This is a genomic window from Reyranella sp. GW821-FHT14A01, from assembly GCF_058803965.1.
Genome location: NZ_JBXAPM010000002.1, coordinates 386,209 through 400,395, shown reverse-complemented (window position 1 = coordinate 400,395; position 14,187 = coordinate 386,209). Strand labels below are relative to the sequence as shown.

The following is a 14,187-nucleotide window of genomic DNA, read 5'->3' as shown; positions in this document are numbered from 1 at the left end:
GAGCGCAGCGAGGGACCTTTAGGTCACAACAAAGGTCCCTCGCTGCGCTCGGGATGACAATCTTGGAGTATGCTCGTTCCGTGAGTCATCAAGAGGGAACGCCATGAAGATCTGGGGCCGCGCCAATTCGATCAATGTGATGAAGGTGCTGTGGGCCGCCGACGAGTGCGGGCTCAAGTACGAGCGCGAGGATGTCGGCGGGGCGTTCGGCGGCAACGACCAGAAATGGTACCTCGACATGAACCCCAACGGCGTCGTGCCGACCATCGACCATGGCGGCCGCATCATCTGGGAGAGCAATTCGGCGGTGCGCTATCTCACCGCCAAATATGCCGCCGGCAGCCTGTGGCCCACCGATCCCGGCCTGCGCAGCGAAGCCGACCGCTGGATGGACTGGCAGCTCAGCACGATCTCGGACGTCATGCGCATCGCCTTCTGGGGCCTGATCCGCACGCCGCCGGAGAAGCGCGACATGGGCGCCATCAACAAGGCCGCGGACGAAGCAGGGAAGCTCTACAGCCGCCTCGACGGCCATCTCGCCAATCGCGCCTACGTGGCCGGCAGCCACTTCACGATGGGCGACATCCCGGTCGGCTGCTTCATCCATCGCTGGTATGCGCTGGAAATAGAACGCCCGGACCTGAAGAACGTCCGGGCGTGGTACGAGCGGCTCATGACGCGCCCGGCCTATGCCAAGCACGTCATGATCAAGCTGACCTGACTATTTGCGCTTCGGCAGCTTGGAGCTCTCGGCCACGATGGCGCGGTCGACCACCGTGAACAGATAGGCGTCCGGCGACAGGGTGCAGCCGCCGCGCACCAGATGGGCGAGCTGGGCGCCCTGCTCCCCGTCGGGGATCATGACGCCGCGCACCCTCGCCGAATGCTCGGCGAGGAACACGGACAGCGCCTTGCGGGCTTCCGGGTTCATCGCATGCGCTTCGCGGCAGGTGATGTAGGCCGCCTGGTCGAAATTGAGCGGCGGCATTGCAGCCGGCGTTTGGGCCTGGGCGGAGGCCGAGACGGCGACAAGGGCTGCGAGCGAGAGGAGAAACCTCGAGGTCATCTGGGTCTCCCTTACTTGCTGTTGCCGATGGCGGTGCCGCCGATATAGCCGACCGCGCCGCCGATCAGGCCGGCACCGACCACCGCGCCGAAGCTGCCGCCGGTCGCCAGGCCGATGCCGGTACCGGCCGCCGCGCCGACCAGCGCACCGGTCTGGCCGTCCGACAGGTTGCTGGTGTTGCAGCCACCCAGGAAGCCCGCAGCCACGATCAACGTCAGGATCTTCGTCTTCATCAAATCTCTCCCCACACCACGCTGCTTCCGTTACGGAGGCGTCATATCCGCCTTCACCCAACCCTTATCAGGATTGAAGGTGTTAATCACACCGGCACGCTGCGCCGTCTCCGGCCCGAGATCCTGCTGGTAGACCTCGCCCTTGTAGTCGACGATGAAGGTCATCACGCCGGTCACGCCATACTTCACCGGCCAGGCGATGGCGCCAAAGCCGCCCATCATGCGGCCGTTCACGATGTAGTCGCGCGCGCCGCCCGGCGCCGCCGCGCCCTGTCCGTAGAGCAGGCGGAAGTAGTAGCCGTAATGGCCGTCCGGCGACTTGCCGTCGGCCTGGGCGCGGGCGACCGCCGGCCCCAGCGGGCTCTGCGGCTCGCCGGGCTTGGTTTCCCAGTAGAGCCCGTCCATGCGGCCGGGCGAGCTGAGCAGGCGGCGCGCATAGACCGGCGAGCCGACCTTCATGGGATCGAGGGCGACGTAGTCACGCTGGGCGTCGACGATGGCCAGCATCGTCTGCACCACGGCGGCTTCGTCGTGGCCGATCTGGCGGAGCCGCATCGCGCGCCAGCCCGCCTCCGCATCGAAACGCCATTCGGCGCCGTCCTTCACGATGGGAATGGGCAGCGTCCAGCCGTCCTTGCCGGCCACGATCGTCGCCTTGTCGCCGGAGACCTTGACCTCATGGCTTTGGTCCCAGGCCGCGAGATAGGCCGCACGCCGCGCCTTGACCTGTTCGGACGTCGTCGGCACGAACTCCTGCCACTGCGGCCCGAGCAACGTGCCCAGGGTCTTCACATCGGATTTGCGGACGGCGTCGGTGAAGGCGTCGGCGGCCGCCTCGGCCGTCGGAAAGCCCTGGACCTTGGTGGCCTGCTGGGCAATCGCGCCCCCTGCCAGCGCCCCCGCAAAGCCCGCGAGCACGACAAGGGCGAGAAGGCCCCGCCGGAATATCGAGCCGCTCATCGCCGTCCTCCGCCAAACCTGTCACCGCCGCCACCACCGAAACGATCACCGCCGCCGCTCCAGCTGCGATTGCCCCAGGACTGGCTGCCGCGGTCGAAGTCGCGGCTGGCACCGTTGCCGCCGCGGTTGATGTCGTCGAACGCACCGCGATTGCCTGCGGCGCGATTCTCCCAGTTGCGATTCTCCGCCGCCCGGTTTTCGGCAGGGCGGTTCTCGGCGGGCCGTTGCGTGTAGTTGCCGCGCCCGTCGAGCTGGCCACGGAACTGCTCGCGCTGCTGCGCATCGGGACGGTTCTGACGGTACTCCTGCCGCTCGGCCGGCGTGCGGTACGGCACGCCGTCGCGATGCGCCGGATCGTGGCTCCACTGGCCGTTGCGATAGCGGTCGGCGTTGAAGTTATTGGTGATGTTGGTCGCCCGGTTGACGTTCACCGTCGTGTAGCTGGCGCCCCAGCCGCCGCCGGCATAGCCCCAGTGCCAGCCGCCGAACATCGCGGCACCTGCGGCGACGCCCAGGCCGAACATCATGCCGGTCATCAGCGCCGCGCCGTAATTGGGCGGCGGCGGATAATAGGGTGGCGGATAGGACGGATAGGGCCACGGGCCGTAGGCCCAGGCCGGATTGTAGTAGGGAACGTAGAGCACTTCCGGATTGGCCGGCTCGATGACGATCGCAGTGGCGCCGCCGCTCGATTGCGTCGTCACCTTCTGCTGCGGCGTCGACTTCAGGTTGCCGGCGGCCTCGGCCTTGGCGCGCAGGCGCTGGACCGCAGTCGCGACGTCCTTCTGCTGGCCGATCATCGCGTCGCCGAGCTTCTGGGTCCAGTCGAGCTGGTTGCTCATCATCTGCAGGGTCTGCGGAAAGGCGACCAGCGACTTCACGCTGACGTCCCAGCTCTTGTCCTTGACGGCCGCAACCGCGGCATCGCCCTTGAGGTTGGGATTGGCCTGCGACCAGCGTGCCGCCTCGACGACCTCCAGCGGATAGGTCGCGGCCATCAGCACCTGCGACAGCAGCGCATCGGGATAGAGCGCGATGGGCGCCAGCATCTGGTCGAGCTGTTCGGTGGTGAAGGGCTTGTTGCTCTCCTGGGCGCGGACTGCGAAGGGAGCAAGGACGAGCGCGGCTGTCGACAATGCAAGAAGTCTGCGTCGTTCCATGTGCTACTCGTCCCTTGAAAGACCCACCGAAAAGAACGGCGGCACACTAACGGCGAAGACTATCTCCCGTCCAGCACATGCCCGCTACATGAGGCGCCCGTTACATGAGGCGATACACCTGCTCGGGTTCTTCCCGGCCCTTCATGTGCCGCAGCTCCGGCGTCGGCAATGTCCCCAGAACCTCCGGGTGCTTCATCGCCTCGATCGTGTCGCCGCTCACCAGCACGATCACGTCCTCATCGTCGCGCATGAACTCCTTGCCGAGCTGCTCGAAGCGCTGCGCCACGTTCACGGTATCGCCGACCACGGTGTAGTTGACCCGGCCGGGCGCGCCGATATTGCCCACGACCACCGGACCGGAATGCAGACCGACGCGCAGGCGCACCGGCGGCTGGCCGGCGGCGGCACGCTGGCGATTGTCCTCCTGCACCACGCGGCCCATTTCGAGCGCGGCATGAACCGCATGGTCGGCATGGTCTTCCATTTTCGAGAGCCCGCCCCACACGGCCATGACGCAGTCACCGATATACTTGTCGATCACGCCGTGGTCGTTCTCGATGCAGGCCCCCAGCAGGGCGAAATGGTGGTTGAGCATGTCGGCCGTTTCCTGCTCGGGCAGTTCCTCGGCCTGCGGCGTGAAGCCCACGATGTCGGTGAACATCACCGTGACGTCGCGGCGGCGCGACGCCACCGCCTCCTCGCCCATCTCCATCAGCCGGAAGACGAGACGGTGCGGCACGTAGGCGCCGAACCACTTGAGCGCGCCGCGCGCCTTGTCGAGACTGTGGCCGGCATCGTCGATCTCGCGCAGGCGCGACCGGCGATGGAAGGGCTGGTCGAACTTGAGCTGCTCGATCGATTCGGCGGCCGAGGTCAGCGTGCGGATCGAGCGCGCCATGCTGAGGCCCATGAACAGCGCCAGCAGCGTGGCCACGGCCAGCGTGGCCGCGCCCACGATGGCGCCGTTGGTCAACCGGTCGAGATCGCCGGTCGCGTCCTCGACCGGGAAATACTGACCGACGATCCATGGATCGGGCCCGAAGCGCTTCAGCTCGCGATAGACGAACATCCAGCGCCGGCCGCCCTCCTCGACGATATGGCCGAGCGAGCCCAGCGCCCGGTCGATCCGCGGCGAACGCACCGGCGGGTCCCAGATCTTGGCCAGCACCGGATCGTCGACTTCCTTGATCGTCGGCAGCGGTCGTTGCTCGGAAAGGCCGAGCCCTCGCGGATCGATCAGGCGCCGCGCCGCCAGGACCTGGTCGCGACCGACCAGGATGAAGTAGCTGGTGTCGCCGCCGATCTTCGGATCGCCGATGAGATAGGAGAGATCGCCCACCGCCACCGTGGCGATCAGCCCGCCGATGAAGGCATTGTCGATGCGCCGCACCGGCGTGCGCACGTTGACCACCGGCTGCTTGAAAGCCTCGCTCCAGAACAACGCGCCCCAGAACGTATTCTGTGCCGTCTGAAGCTGGCGGAAGCGCTCCATCCCCTGCGGCTGGTCGACGAGCGAGATCGTGTCGCGTTCGATCCTTCCGTCGGGCTCGCGAATGGCGCGATGGAGCTTGAGGTCGAGCGTGGCGAAGCCGACCGCCGAGACGGCCGGCACCTGCTGCATCATGACGGCCAGGGCTTCGCGCACGTCGACCGGCGATTCGATGTCGATACGGCCCGCGGCGGCGAGTTTGGCGATCAGCTCAAGCTGTTCGCCCACCGGATCGAGCCGGCTTCGCACCAGTGCCACCTGGGCATCGACCACACGGGCCGCGTGGTCGACCAGCAGCCGCTCGGCCGTGCCGGTCGCACCGGCGAGCACGACGATGTAGGCGATGCCCGAAATCAGCGCGAGCGAGACGAAGGCAAGCGCCATCGCCGCGACCAGCGGCAACCGCCAGGGCCGGCGGGCTGCGATAGTGGAGGGAGTGTCGGAAAGCGGGCTCACGCGGCGGACATCATAGGATGTCCGCCGCGCTTAGGCGATGACGTCTCAGGCGGCGGCGCGGATGGCCGACTTGTTGACCTTGTCGTCGACGTGGCTCTCGAACTGCTGGAAGTTCTTCTCGAAGCGCTGGGCGACGTCGCGCGCGGCGCTGTCGTAGGCCTTCTTGTCCTTCCAGGTGGTCTTCGGATTCAGCACCTCGCCCGGCACGTCCGGGCAGGCGCTCGGCACCTGCATGCCGAAGTGCGGATCGGTCGTGGAGGCGGCCGCGGCCAGCGTGCCGTCCAGCGCGGCACGGACCATCGCGCGGGTGTGACGGATCGACATACGCTCGCCGACGCCGAAACCGCCGCCCGACCAGCCGGTGTTCACCAGCCAGCACTTCACATTCTGCTTGGCCATCTTCTCGCCCAGCATCTTGGCGTAGACTGTGGGATGGCGCGGCATGAACGGCGCGCCGAAGCAGGTCGAGAAGGTCGCCTGCGGCTCGGTCACGCCCTTCTCGGTGCCGGCGACGCGCGCCGTGTAGCCCGAAAGGAAGTGGTACATCGCCTGCTCCGGCGAGAGCCTCGAGATCGGCGGCAGCACGCCGAACGCATCGGCCGTCAGCATCACGATGTTCTCCGGCGTGCCGGCGATGCCGGTCGGAGAGGTGTTCGGGATGAAGTCGAGCGGATAGCAGGCGCGGGTATTCTCCGTATAGGTGCCGTCGTCGAGGTCGAGGCGGCCGGTCGCCGGATCGATCACGACATTCTCGAGCACCGTGCCGAAGCGGCCGGTGGTGGCATAGATCTCGGGCTCGGCCTCGCGGCTGAGCTTGATCACCTTGGCGTAGCAGCCGCCCTCGAAGTTGAAGAGGCTGTCCTCGGCCCAGCCATGCTCGTCGTCGCCGATCAGGGTGCGCGTCGGATCGGCCGACAGCGTGGTCTTTCCGGTGCCCGACAGGCCGAAGAAGATCGCGACGTCGCCCTTGGGACCGACATTGGCCGAGGCGTGCATGGGCAGCACGTTCTTGTCCGGCAGCAGGTAGTTCAGGATGGTGAACACCGACTTCTTGATCTCGCCGGCGTACCAGGTGCCGCAGATCGCCACGACCCGCTCGGTGAAGTTCACCAGGATGGCGCAATCGGACGCCGTGCCGTCGAGCTTGGGATCGGCCTGGAAGCCCGGCAGGTTCAGGATCGTGAACTCCGGCTTGAAGCCTTCGAGTTCCTCGGGCCTGGGCCGCAGGAACATGTTGCGGGCGAAGAGATTGTGCCACGCCGTCTCGTTCACCACGCGCACGCCGATGCGATGCGCCGGATCCGCGCCGGCCCAGCAGTCGCGCACGAACAGGTCGCGGCGCTGCGCATAAGCGATCATGCGATTGTAGAGGGCGCGATAGCGGTCGGGCGTGATCGCCTTGTTGGTCTTGCCCCAGTCGATGCGGCCCTTGCTCTCGGAATCCTCGACGATGAACTTGTCGTTGGGCGAGCGGCCGGTATGGATGCCGGTGCGCACCACCAGCGCGCCGCCATCGGCCACCACGCCTTCATGGCGACGAACCGCTTCCTGATAGAGGGCGGGAACCTGGAGGTTCCAGTAGACGTTGCTCAGATTCTTCAGTCCGAGCGCTTCCAGTCCGAATTTGGGTACGATGAAGCCCGCCTGATGCACTGCGTTTCTCCTGCTTTCCGGCCGATCCGAATGGCGAAGGTGTTCTTGCCCCATGCGCTACTGGCAGGACCGAAAGGAGGCAAGCCCCTTGCGACAAGTTAGTGTCGGCGACAGTGTGAATCGGTCTTCGCAACCGCGAGAAGAATGCTGCGGCGCGAAACCGTTGCCTCCGTACGCACTTACCTCAGGCCACGGCACGTGCCTTGCCGACCAAGCTCACCAAAACCTTGCGCGCTTCGCCAGCGGCTTGCAGGGGTACTTCGAAGGAGAGGCGTGCGACCTGCCCGCCGAGCCGCAAATCGATCCCTTCGGGATCGATGCCGGTCATCTTCCAGCCGCTGCCCGACAGGCCGATCAATTTCTCGGCGTAGAGCTGGACGGCGTCGCCGTGGTCCTCTTTCATGTGCCCGACGATTCCCGGCTCGGCCTCGGCAAGGCCGGCGGCCTGCGGCGGCGCGAGTTCCATGGCACCGATCCAGCTTATCTTGCCGAAGCCGCCGACCAGGTGGGCCCGCTCGACCGCGATGCGATAGAAGGCGAAATCCTTGAAGCCGGCATACAGCGCGGCGTCGGGGTGGCGGGCCAGGAAGCGGGCCTTCAAACGCTCGTCGGTGGTCCGCTCGGCGCGTCCCAGAACGGTCACGCGCGGTCCGGTCAGGGGCTGGTCGAGACCGGCGGTGCCGTCGAACAGCAGCGAGACCCGGCCATCGGCCTGGATCGCCTTGGTATGCTCGGCGAGATCGCTCAGCAGCAGGATCGGCGACAGGTCGTGGTCGACCGCCACCAGCACCAGCGAGGCATAGGGCCAGCCGGCCGGTTCGCCTGGCAGGGCGGTCGCGAGGGAAGCCCGGTCGAGGCTTCGCAAAAGGCCGCGCACGGTGCGGGGCATGTCGTTCTGGGTCATTTTCGGATCAAAAAAGCCGCAATTATTCGTTGAGTATTATGGACCGGGGAGGCGGCGGCGACGGCCCGGTCTGTGATAGCATGGTCCAATTGCCGTTGTCCGCTGCAGGAGAAGCCACGCCGTGCGCAAGAACATCGCCCTCGTCGACGACGATCGCAACATCCTCACCTCGGTGTCGATGCTGCTCGAAGCCGAAGGGTTCCAGATCAAGACCTACAACGACGGTGCGTCGGCTTTGGAAGGCCTCAACCAGGCGCCCCCGGACCTCGGTATCTTCGACATCAAGATGCCGCGGATGGACGGGATGGAACTCCTGAACCGCATTCGCAAGACCCAGCAGTTCCCGGTGATCTTCCTCACGTCGAAGGACGAGGAGATCGACGAAGTGCTGGGCCTGCGCATGGGCGCCGACGACTTCATCCGCAAGCCCTTCTCGCAGCGCCTGCTGCTGGAGCGCATCCGCGCCGTGCTGCGTCGCGCCGATGTCGGCGGCGCCAAGGGCGAAGCCGCCGCCGAGCGCATCGTGCGCGGCGAGCTGGTCCTCGACCCGAGCCGCCACCAGTGCACCTGGAAGGGCAAGGAGGTGCACCTCACGGTCACCGAGTTCCTGCTCCTGAAGTCGCTCGCCGAGCGGCCCGGCCACGTGAAGAACCGCGACCAGCTGATGGATGCGGCCTACGGCGAGACGATCTACGTCGACGACCGAACCATCGACAGCCACATCAAGCGCGTCCGCCGCAAGTTCCGCGAGGTCGATGGCGAGTTCGAGCAGATCGAAACGCTGTATGGCATCGGATATCGATACCGCGACTCCTGATCCCGCAGCGGATCGGCACGGCCGGCAGACTCTAAGCGCCCGGCTCGTCACGGCGCTCGGTCGATTTTTCCCACGCGCGGTGCCCAGGGCACCGGCGACGATGGGAGCTGCCGAGTCGCCATCACTGCTGCGCCGGCGGCGCAGCAGCGGCCGTGGCTATTCGCCCCTGACGCGGCGCATCCTGCTGCTCAACCTGATCCCGGTCGCGCTGCTGACCCTCGGCGCCGTCTACCTCAGCGACTACGAGGAAGAGCTGATCGACACCGAGCTCGCCTCGCTGCTGGTGCAGGGCGAGATGGTGGCCGCCGGCATCGGCGAGGTCGCGGTGGTCGGCGGCGAGACCACGGTGAACCGCATGGACACCGAGGCGGCCCGCCAGCTGCTGACGCGGCTGGTGCGGCCGACCGGCGTGCGCGCGCGCCTGTTCAGCGAGACCGGCGAGCTGCTGGGCGATTCGGCGATGCTGAACGAGGTGGGCCGCATCCATGTCGTGCCGCTGCCGCCGCCCGAGGTGCCGGTCGAGCCCGATGCCGAACCCAGCATCGGAGAGCGCATCAGCGAATGGATCGCCCGCCAGCTCTCCCGCGTCGATCACTATCCCGAATATATCGACAAGCCGGTGCCGACCCTGCGCGACTTCCCCGAGGCGGCGAGCGCGTTGCGCGGCTTCAACGCCTCGGCCGTGCGCAGCGCCGGCGACGGAAGGCTGATGCTGAGCGCCGCGGTGCCGGTCCAGCGCTACAAGCAGGTGCTGGGCGCCCTCCTCCTGACGCGCGACAATCGCGCCATCGCGGCCTCGCTGCGCGAGGTCCGCTACGACATGCTGACCATCGCCGCGGCGGCGCTCGGCATCACGGTGCTGCTGTCGCTCTATCTCGCCGGCACGATCACGCAGCCGATCGTGCGCCTCGCCCGCGCCGCCGACGAGGTTCGCCTCGCGCGTGAGAGCCGACCGGAGATTCCCGACCTCGGCAAGCGCGGCGACGAGATCGGCGACCTGAACGACGCGCTGCGCTCGATGACCGAGGCGCTGTGGCTGCGCATCAACACCATCGAGAGCTTCGCCGCCGATGTCGCGCACGAGCTCAAGAATCCGCTGACGTCGCTGCGATCGGCGATCGAGATGGCGGGACATCCCAATCTCGACGCCGAACGCCGCGCCAAGCTGATGAGCATCGTCATGGACGACATCAACCGGCTCAACCGGCTGATCTCAGATATCTCCGACGCCTCGCGGCTCGACGCCGAGCTGATGCGCGGCGAGGTGAGGCCGGTCGACCTCGACAAGCTGCTGCGTGACATGGTCCACCACTATGCGGTGACGGCCAGCCAGAAGTCCGGCGTCGAGGTCGAGTTCCGCGTCGCCGCCAATCCGCCGTTCGTGGCGCACGGCCACGACGGCCGCTACGGCCAGGTCTTCCGCAACGTCATCGACAATGCCCTGTCCTTCGCCCCGAAGGGCTCGCGCATCCTCGTCGAACTGAGCCGCGAGCCGCGCAACGGCCCCTTCGTGGTCACCATCGACGACGAGGGCACGGGCATTCCCCCGGACAATCTCGAATCGATCTTCCAGCGCTTCTACTCGGAGCGTCCGACCGAGCATTTCGGCCAGCATTCCGGCCTCGGCCTGTCGATCTGCCGGCAGATCGTCGAGACCTATGGCGGCACGATCGCCGCCACCAACCGGCACGGTCCCGACGGCAAGGTGCTGGGCGCACGCTTCACCGTCCGGCTGCCTGCGGCCAGCGGTCGCAAGTGATCCTCTGACGTGGCGGTCAAGGTCACGACCTTCGTTCATGCCACCTGCGTCGCCTTGCGGATCGGCAGGAACTGGCGCGGCGTGCTGTTGCGCGGGCCTTCGGGCGCCGGCAAGTCCGATCTCGCGCTTCGTCTCATCGAAGTCGGCGCGCGGCTGGTCGCCGACGATCAGACCGCGCTGGTTCAACAGGGAAGCGGCCTCGTCGGCACACCGCCCGGTACAATTGTCGGCCTGCTGGAAGTCCGCGGAGTCGGGATCGTGAAGCTCGGCCGCGGCCAGCTCCTCGCGCGGGTGCCGGTCGCGCTCCTGGTCGATCTCGTGCCGTCCGACCGGATCGAACGCCTGCCCGATCCGGCCCGTGAAAATCTGCTGGGGGTCGACCTGCCGGTCCTGGCCCTTGCTCCGTTCGAGGTATCCGCCCCTGCGAAGTTGCGCCTTGCCCTCGCGCAAACCGCAGCCGCATGATCCGGCACGCGTAGCTCATGCCGGACAATTCCACCTCTTCCTCTCCTGACACGACGCACGACACGCGCCGTCCGTTCGTCGTGGTGACCGGCCTGTCCGGCGCGGGCCGGGCAACGGCGCTGAACGTGCTCGACGACCTGGGCTATGTCGCCGTCGACAACGTGCCGCTGCCGCTGCTCGACGATCTGATGCGCTCGACCGGCGGCGAGGCCGGCGAAAAGGCCCGGCCCCTCGCCCTCGGCATCGATACCCGCACCTTCGGCTTCGACGCCCGCAAGCTCGTGGCGCGTATCGGCGAACTGCGCAGCCATCCCGGCCTGGCCGCCCGGCTGCTGTTCCTCGAGGCCGACTCCGAGACGCTGCAGCGGCGCTACACCGAAACGCGCCGCCCCCATCCGATGGCGCCCGACCGCCCGGTGGTCGACAGCATCATCGAGGAGCGGCGGCAGATCGGCTGGATGCGCGAATCCGCCGACGTCTCCATCGACACCTCGTCGCTCTCGCCGCACCGGCTGAAGCAGATCCTCGCCGGCCATTTTGGCCTCGGCCTCAGCGCCGGGACGCGCATTTCCGTGATGTCGTTCTCGTTTCGTCGCGGCCTGCCGCGCGAGGCCGACCTGGTGTTCGACGCGCGGTTCCTCAAGAACCCGCACTACGATCCCGTACTGAAGCCCCTCACCGGCCGCGATCCGGCGGTGGCGGCGTTCATCGCAACCGACCCCGACTACCGCCCGTTTGTAAACAATCTGCAGGCCCTGATCGGGCCGCTGCTGCCGCGTTTCGATGCCGAGGGCAAGAGCTATTTGACCATCGCCATCGGGTGCACTGGCGGTAAGCACAGGTCGGTAGCATTGGCCGAGCAGCTTGCAGACTGGTTGCGAAGCGCGGGCCGGTCGGTCACTCTCTCGCACCGGGACGTCGGGGCGGCCGGGGAGGCCGTTGGCGCAGGGTAGAGCACAGAATGATTGGTATCGTACTCGTGACTCACGGCAATCTGGCGCAGGAATTCAAAGCCGCGCTGGAACATGTCGTCGGTCCGCAGCAATGCATGTCGACCGTCTGCATCGGGGCCGACGACGACATGGAAAAACGGCGCGGGGAAATACTCGAGAGGGTCCGGGCCTGTGAAACGGGCGAAGGCGTGATCGTGCTGACCGACATGTTCGGCGGCACGCCCTCCAATCTCGCGATCTCCATCATGGAACAGGCGCGGGTCGAGGTGCTGGCCGGCGTCAACCTGCCGATGCTGGTGAAGCTCGCCAGCGTCCGCACGCGGCCCATCGCCGAGGCGGTGCGCATGGCGCAGGAAGCCGGCCGCAAGTACATCACCGTCGCCTCCCGCATCCTCGCCAAGGAAGCTTCGTGAGCGATGCAGCCTCAAGCGCGGCGGCCGGCATCGGCGCCCTGAAGAGAAACCTCGCGATCGCCAACAAGCGTGGATTGCACGCCCGCGCCGCCGCCAAGTTCGTCCGCACGGCGGGCCAGTTCGACGCGGTCGTCCGCGTTGCCTACAAGGGCCAGGAAGTGTCCGGCCTTTCGATCATGGGCCTGATGATGCTGGCCGCCGGCATCGGCAGCTCGATCGAGGTCATCTGCTCGGGCAGGCAGGCCGCGGACGCGATGGCCGCCATCTCGACCCTCGTCGAAGGCAAATTCGGCGAAGATTGAGCGAGCGGTGAGCCGCGCATAAAGGCTCACGCATACCGACATAAATTCTTGCTTATATGTTGATCCGGCGCGTTGAGGCGGTCCCGCGCCGCTGTTAAGACACGCCCGCTTTCACATTTCGCCGCCTGCCGAAACCGGCACAGCAAGGAGCGCCACATGGCTCAGGACTACATCGTCAAGGATATCGGGCTCGCCGATTGGGGCCGCAAGGAACTCGACATGGCCGAGACCGAGATGCCGGGCCTGATGTCGATCCGCAAGGAATACGGGCCCAAGCAGCCGCTCAAGGGCGCGCGAATCGCGGGTTCGCTGCACATGACCATCCAGACGGGCGTGCTGATCGAGACGCTGAAGGCGCTGGGCGCCGACGTGCGCTGGGCCTCGTGCAACATCTACTCGACGCAGGACCATGCCGCGTCGGCGATCGCCAAGGCAGGCACGCCGGTCTTCGCCATCAAGGGCGAGAGCCTCGAGGAATACTGGGATTACACCCACAAGATCTTCGAATGGCATGACGGCGGCGAGCCGAACATGATCCTCGACGACGGCGGCGACGCCACCCTGCTGGTCCATCTCGGCGCGCGTGCCGAGAGGGATCCGTCGCTGGTTTCGAAGCCGACCAACGAGGAAGAGGAAGTCCTCTACAAGGCGATCCTCAAGACCAACAAGGAAAAGCCCGGCTGGTACGCCAAGCTCGGCGCCTCGATCAAGGGCGTCACCGAGGAGACGACGACGGGCGTCCATCGCCTCTACAACATGGCCAAGGAAGGCAAGCTGCTGTGGCCGGCCATCAACGTGAACGACTCGGTGACAAAGTCGAAGTTCGACAATCTCTACGGCTGCCGTGAATCGCTGGTCGACGGCATCCGCCGCGGCACCGATGTGATGATGTCGGGCAAGGTGGCGATGGTCGCGGGCTTCGGCGACGTGGGCAAGGGCTCGGCCGCCTCGCTGCGCCAGGCCGGCTGCCGCGTGATGGTCTCCGAGATCGATCCGATCTGCGCCCTGCAGGCGGCGATGGAAGGCTACGAGGTCGTGACGATGGAAGAGGCGGCGCCCAAGGCCGACATCTTCGTGACCGCGACCGGCAACGTCGACGTGCTGACGCTCGACCACATGAAGGCGATGAAGCACCGCGCCATCATCTGCAACATCGGCCACTTCGACAGCGAGATCCAGATCGCCTCGCTCCGGAACTTCAAGTGGCACAACGTGAAGCCGCAGGTCGACGAGGTCGAGTTCGCCGACGGCAAGCGCATCATCGTGCTGTCGGAAGGCCGCCTGGTGAACCTGGGCAACGCCACGGGCCATCCGAGCTTCGTGATGTCGGCTTCCTTCTCCAACCAGACGCTGGCCCAGATCGAGCTCTGGACCAACCCGGGCAAGTACGAGAAGCAGGTCTACACGCTGCCGAAGTTCCTCGACGAGAAGGTCGCGGCGCTCCACCTCGAGAAGGTCGGCGCCAAGCTGACCAAGCTCCGCCCCGACCAGGCCAAGTATATCGGCGTGCCCGAGGCCGGCCCGTTCAAGGGCGACCTCTACCGCTACTAGGCGGTT

The 14,187-nt window shown here is 66.6% G+C and carries 15 protein-coding genes; 8 read left to right on the top strand and 7 right to left on the bottom strand.

Features of this window, described 5'->3' with window-relative positions; genetic code table 11:
- Positions 1 to 103: 103 nt before the first annotated feature.
- Positions 104 to 721: a glutathione S-transferase family protein gene (locus AC1ROX_RS05745; protein WP_493123304.1), complete on the top strand. Its 618-nt coding sequence runs from the start codon at positions 104 to 106 to the stop codon at positions 719 to 721.
- Here AC1ROX_RS05745 and AC1ROX_RS05740 read toward each other — a convergent pair whose 3' ends face one another.
- The 7 genes from AC1ROX_RS05740 to AC1ROX_RS05710 all read right to left on the bottom strand — a co-directional run bounded on the left by AC1ROX_RS05740 (position 722) and on the right by AC1ROX_RS05710 (position 7,921).
- A complete protein-coding gene (locus tag AC1ROX_RS05740) occupies positions 722 to 1,066 on the bottom strand; it encodes an HdeA/HdeB family chaperone (RefSeq protein ID WP_493123302.1) in 345 nt (114 codons plus the stop codon). It lies immediately after the preceding gene.
- 11 nt (positions 1,067 to 1,077) lie between these two features.
- Positions 1,078 to 1,299 (bottom strand): YMGG-like glycine zipper-containing protein, encoded by a 222-nt coding sequence (locus AC1ROX_RS05735; protein ID WP_493123300.1) that lies wholly within the window; start codon positions 1,297 to 1,299, stop codon positions 1,078 to 1,080.
- Positions 1,300 to 1,329: 30 nt separating this feature from the next.
- A complete protein-coding gene (locus AC1ROX_RS05730; RefSeq protein WP_493123298.1) occupies positions 1,330 to 2,259 on the bottom strand; it encodes a DUF2950 domain-containing protein in 930 nt (309 codons plus the stop codon).
- The gene (locus AC1ROX_RS05725) at positions 2,256 to 3,419 is read right to left on the bottom strand and encodes a DUF3300 domain-containing protein (protein ID WP_493123296.1); all 1,164 of its coding nucleotides are present in this window, start codon (positions 3,417 to 3,419) and stop codon (positions 2,256 to 2,258) included. The genes AC1ROX_RS05730 and AC1ROX_RS05725 overlap by 4 nt, the downstream gene beginning before the upstream one ends.
- Before the next feature lie 100 nt (positions 3,420 to 3,519).
- Positions 3,520 to 5,364 carry an adenylate/guanylate cyclase domain-containing protein gene (locus tag AC1ROX_RS05720; protein ID WP_493123294.1) on the bottom strand — a complete coding sequence of 615 codons (1,845 nt, stop codon included), beginning with the start codon at positions 5,362 to 5,364 and terminating at the stop codon, positions 3,520 to 3,522.
- A gap of 45 nt (positions 5,365 to 5,409) precedes the next feature.
- A complete protein-coding gene (locus tag AC1ROX_RS05715) occupies positions 5,410 to 7,017 on the bottom strand; it encodes a phosphoenolpyruvate carboxykinase (RefSeq protein WP_493123292.1) in 1,608 nt (535 codons plus the stop codon).
- Between the two features lie 184 nt (positions 7,018 to 7,201).
- Positions 7,202 to 7,921: a HugZ family pyridoxamine 5'-phosphate oxidase gene (locus AC1ROX_RS05710; protein WP_493123290.1), complete on the bottom strand. Its 720-nt coding sequence runs from the start codon at positions 7,919 to 7,921 to the stop codon at positions 7,202 to 7,204.
- A 121-nt stretch (positions 7,922 to 8,042) separates the two neighbouring features.
- Between AC1ROX_RS05710 and AC1ROX_RS05705 the strand changes: the two genes are divergently transcribed.
- From AC1ROX_RS05705 to ahcY, 7 genes are all read left to right on the top strand, one after another.
- Positions 8,043 to 8,738, top strand: a complete 696-nt coding sequence (locus AC1ROX_RS05705; RefSeq protein WP_493123288.1) for a response regulator transcription factor — start codon at positions 8,043 to 8,045, stop codon at positions 8,736 to 8,738.
- A gap of 100 nt (positions 8,739 to 8,838) precedes the next feature.
- Complete coding sequence (locus AC1ROX_RS05700; protein ID WP_493123286.1) at positions 8,839 to 10,497, top strand: sensor histidine kinase; 1,659 nt, start codon at positions 8,839 to 8,841, stop codon at positions 10,495 to 10,497.
- A 9-nt stretch (positions 10,498 to 10,506) separates the two neighbouring features.
- Complete coding sequence (locus AC1ROX_RS05695) at positions 10,507 to 10,962, top strand: HPr kinase/phosphorylase (protein WP_493123284.1); 456 nt, start codon at positions 10,507 to 10,509, stop codon at positions 10,960 to 10,962.
- A 17-nt stretch (positions 10,963 to 10,979) separates the two neighbouring features.
- The gene (rapZ, locus tag AC1ROX_RS05690) at positions 10,980 to 11,915 is read left to right on the top strand and encodes an RNase adapter RapZ (RefSeq protein ID WP_493123282.1); all 936 of its coding nucleotides are present in this window, start codon (positions 10,980 to 10,982) and stop codon (positions 11,913 to 11,915) included.
- 8 nt (positions 11,916 to 11,923) lie between these two features.
- Complete coding sequence (locus AC1ROX_RS05685) at positions 11,924 to 12,328, top strand: PTS sugar transporter subunit IIA (RefSeq protein ID WP_295132495.1); 405 nt, start codon at positions 11,924 to 11,926, stop codon at positions 12,326 to 12,328.
- The gene (locus AC1ROX_RS05680; protein ID WP_493123280.1) at positions 12,325 to 12,630 is read left to right on the top strand and encodes an HPr family phosphocarrier protein; all 306 of its coding nucleotides are present in this window, start codon (positions 12,325 to 12,327) and stop codon (positions 12,628 to 12,630) included. Before AC1ROX_RS05685 ends, AC1ROX_RS05680 begins: the two co-directional genes overlap by 4 nt.
- 156 nt (positions 12,631 to 12,786) lie before the next feature.
- On the top strand, positions 12,787 to 14,181 hold the full coding sequence (ahcY, locus tag AC1ROX_RS05675; RefSeq protein ID WP_493123278.1) for an adenosylhomocysteinase: 1,395 nt from the start codon (positions 12,787 to 12,789) through the stop codon (positions 14,179 to 14,181).
- Positions 14,182 to 14,187: the final 6 nt, after the last annotated feature.

Excerpts from the sequence above, each read along its gene's own strand:
- AC1ROX_RS05710 (WP_493123290.1), bottom strand. The coding sequence starts at position 7,921 with ATGACCCAGAACGACATGCCCCGCACCGTGCGCGGCCTTTTGCGAAGC.
- AC1ROX_RS05735 (WP_493123300.1), bottom strand. The coding sequence starts at position 1,299 with ATGAAGACGAAGATCCTGACGTTGATCGTGGCTGCGGGCTTCCTGGGT.
- AC1ROX_RS05685 (WP_295132495.1), top strand. The coding sequence starts at position 11,924 with ATGATTGGTATCGTACTCGTGACTCACGGCAATCTGGCGCAGGAATTC.
- AC1ROX_RS05745 (WP_493123304.1), top strand. The coding sequence starts at position 104 with ATGAAGATCTGGGGCCGCGCCAATTCGATCAATGTGATGAAGGTGCTG.
- AC1ROX_RS05740 (WP_493123302.1), bottom strand. The coding sequence starts at position 1,066 with ATGACCTCGAGGTTTCTCCTCTCGCTCGCAGCCCTTGTCGCCGTCTCG.
- ahcY (WP_493123278.1), top strand. The coding sequence starts at position 12,787 with ATGGCTCAGGACTACATCGTCAAGGATATCGGGCTCGCCGATTGGGGC.
- AC1ROX_RS05725 (WP_493123296.1), bottom strand. The coding sequence starts at position 3,419 with ATGGAACGACGCAGACTTCTTGCATTGTCGACAGCCGCGCTCGTCCTT.
- AC1ROX_RS05730 (WP_493123298.1), bottom strand. The coding sequence starts at position 2,259 with ATGAGCGGCTCGATATTCCGGCGGGGCCTTCTCGCCCTTGTCGTGCTC.
- AC1ROX_RS05700 (WP_493123286.1), top strand. The coding sequence starts at position 8,839 with ATGGGAGCTGCCGAGTCGCCATCACTGCTGCGCCGGCGGCGCAGCAGC.
- rapZ (WP_493123282.1), top strand. The coding sequence starts at position 10,980 with ATGCCGGACAATTCCACCTCTTCCTCTCCTGACACGACGCACGACACG.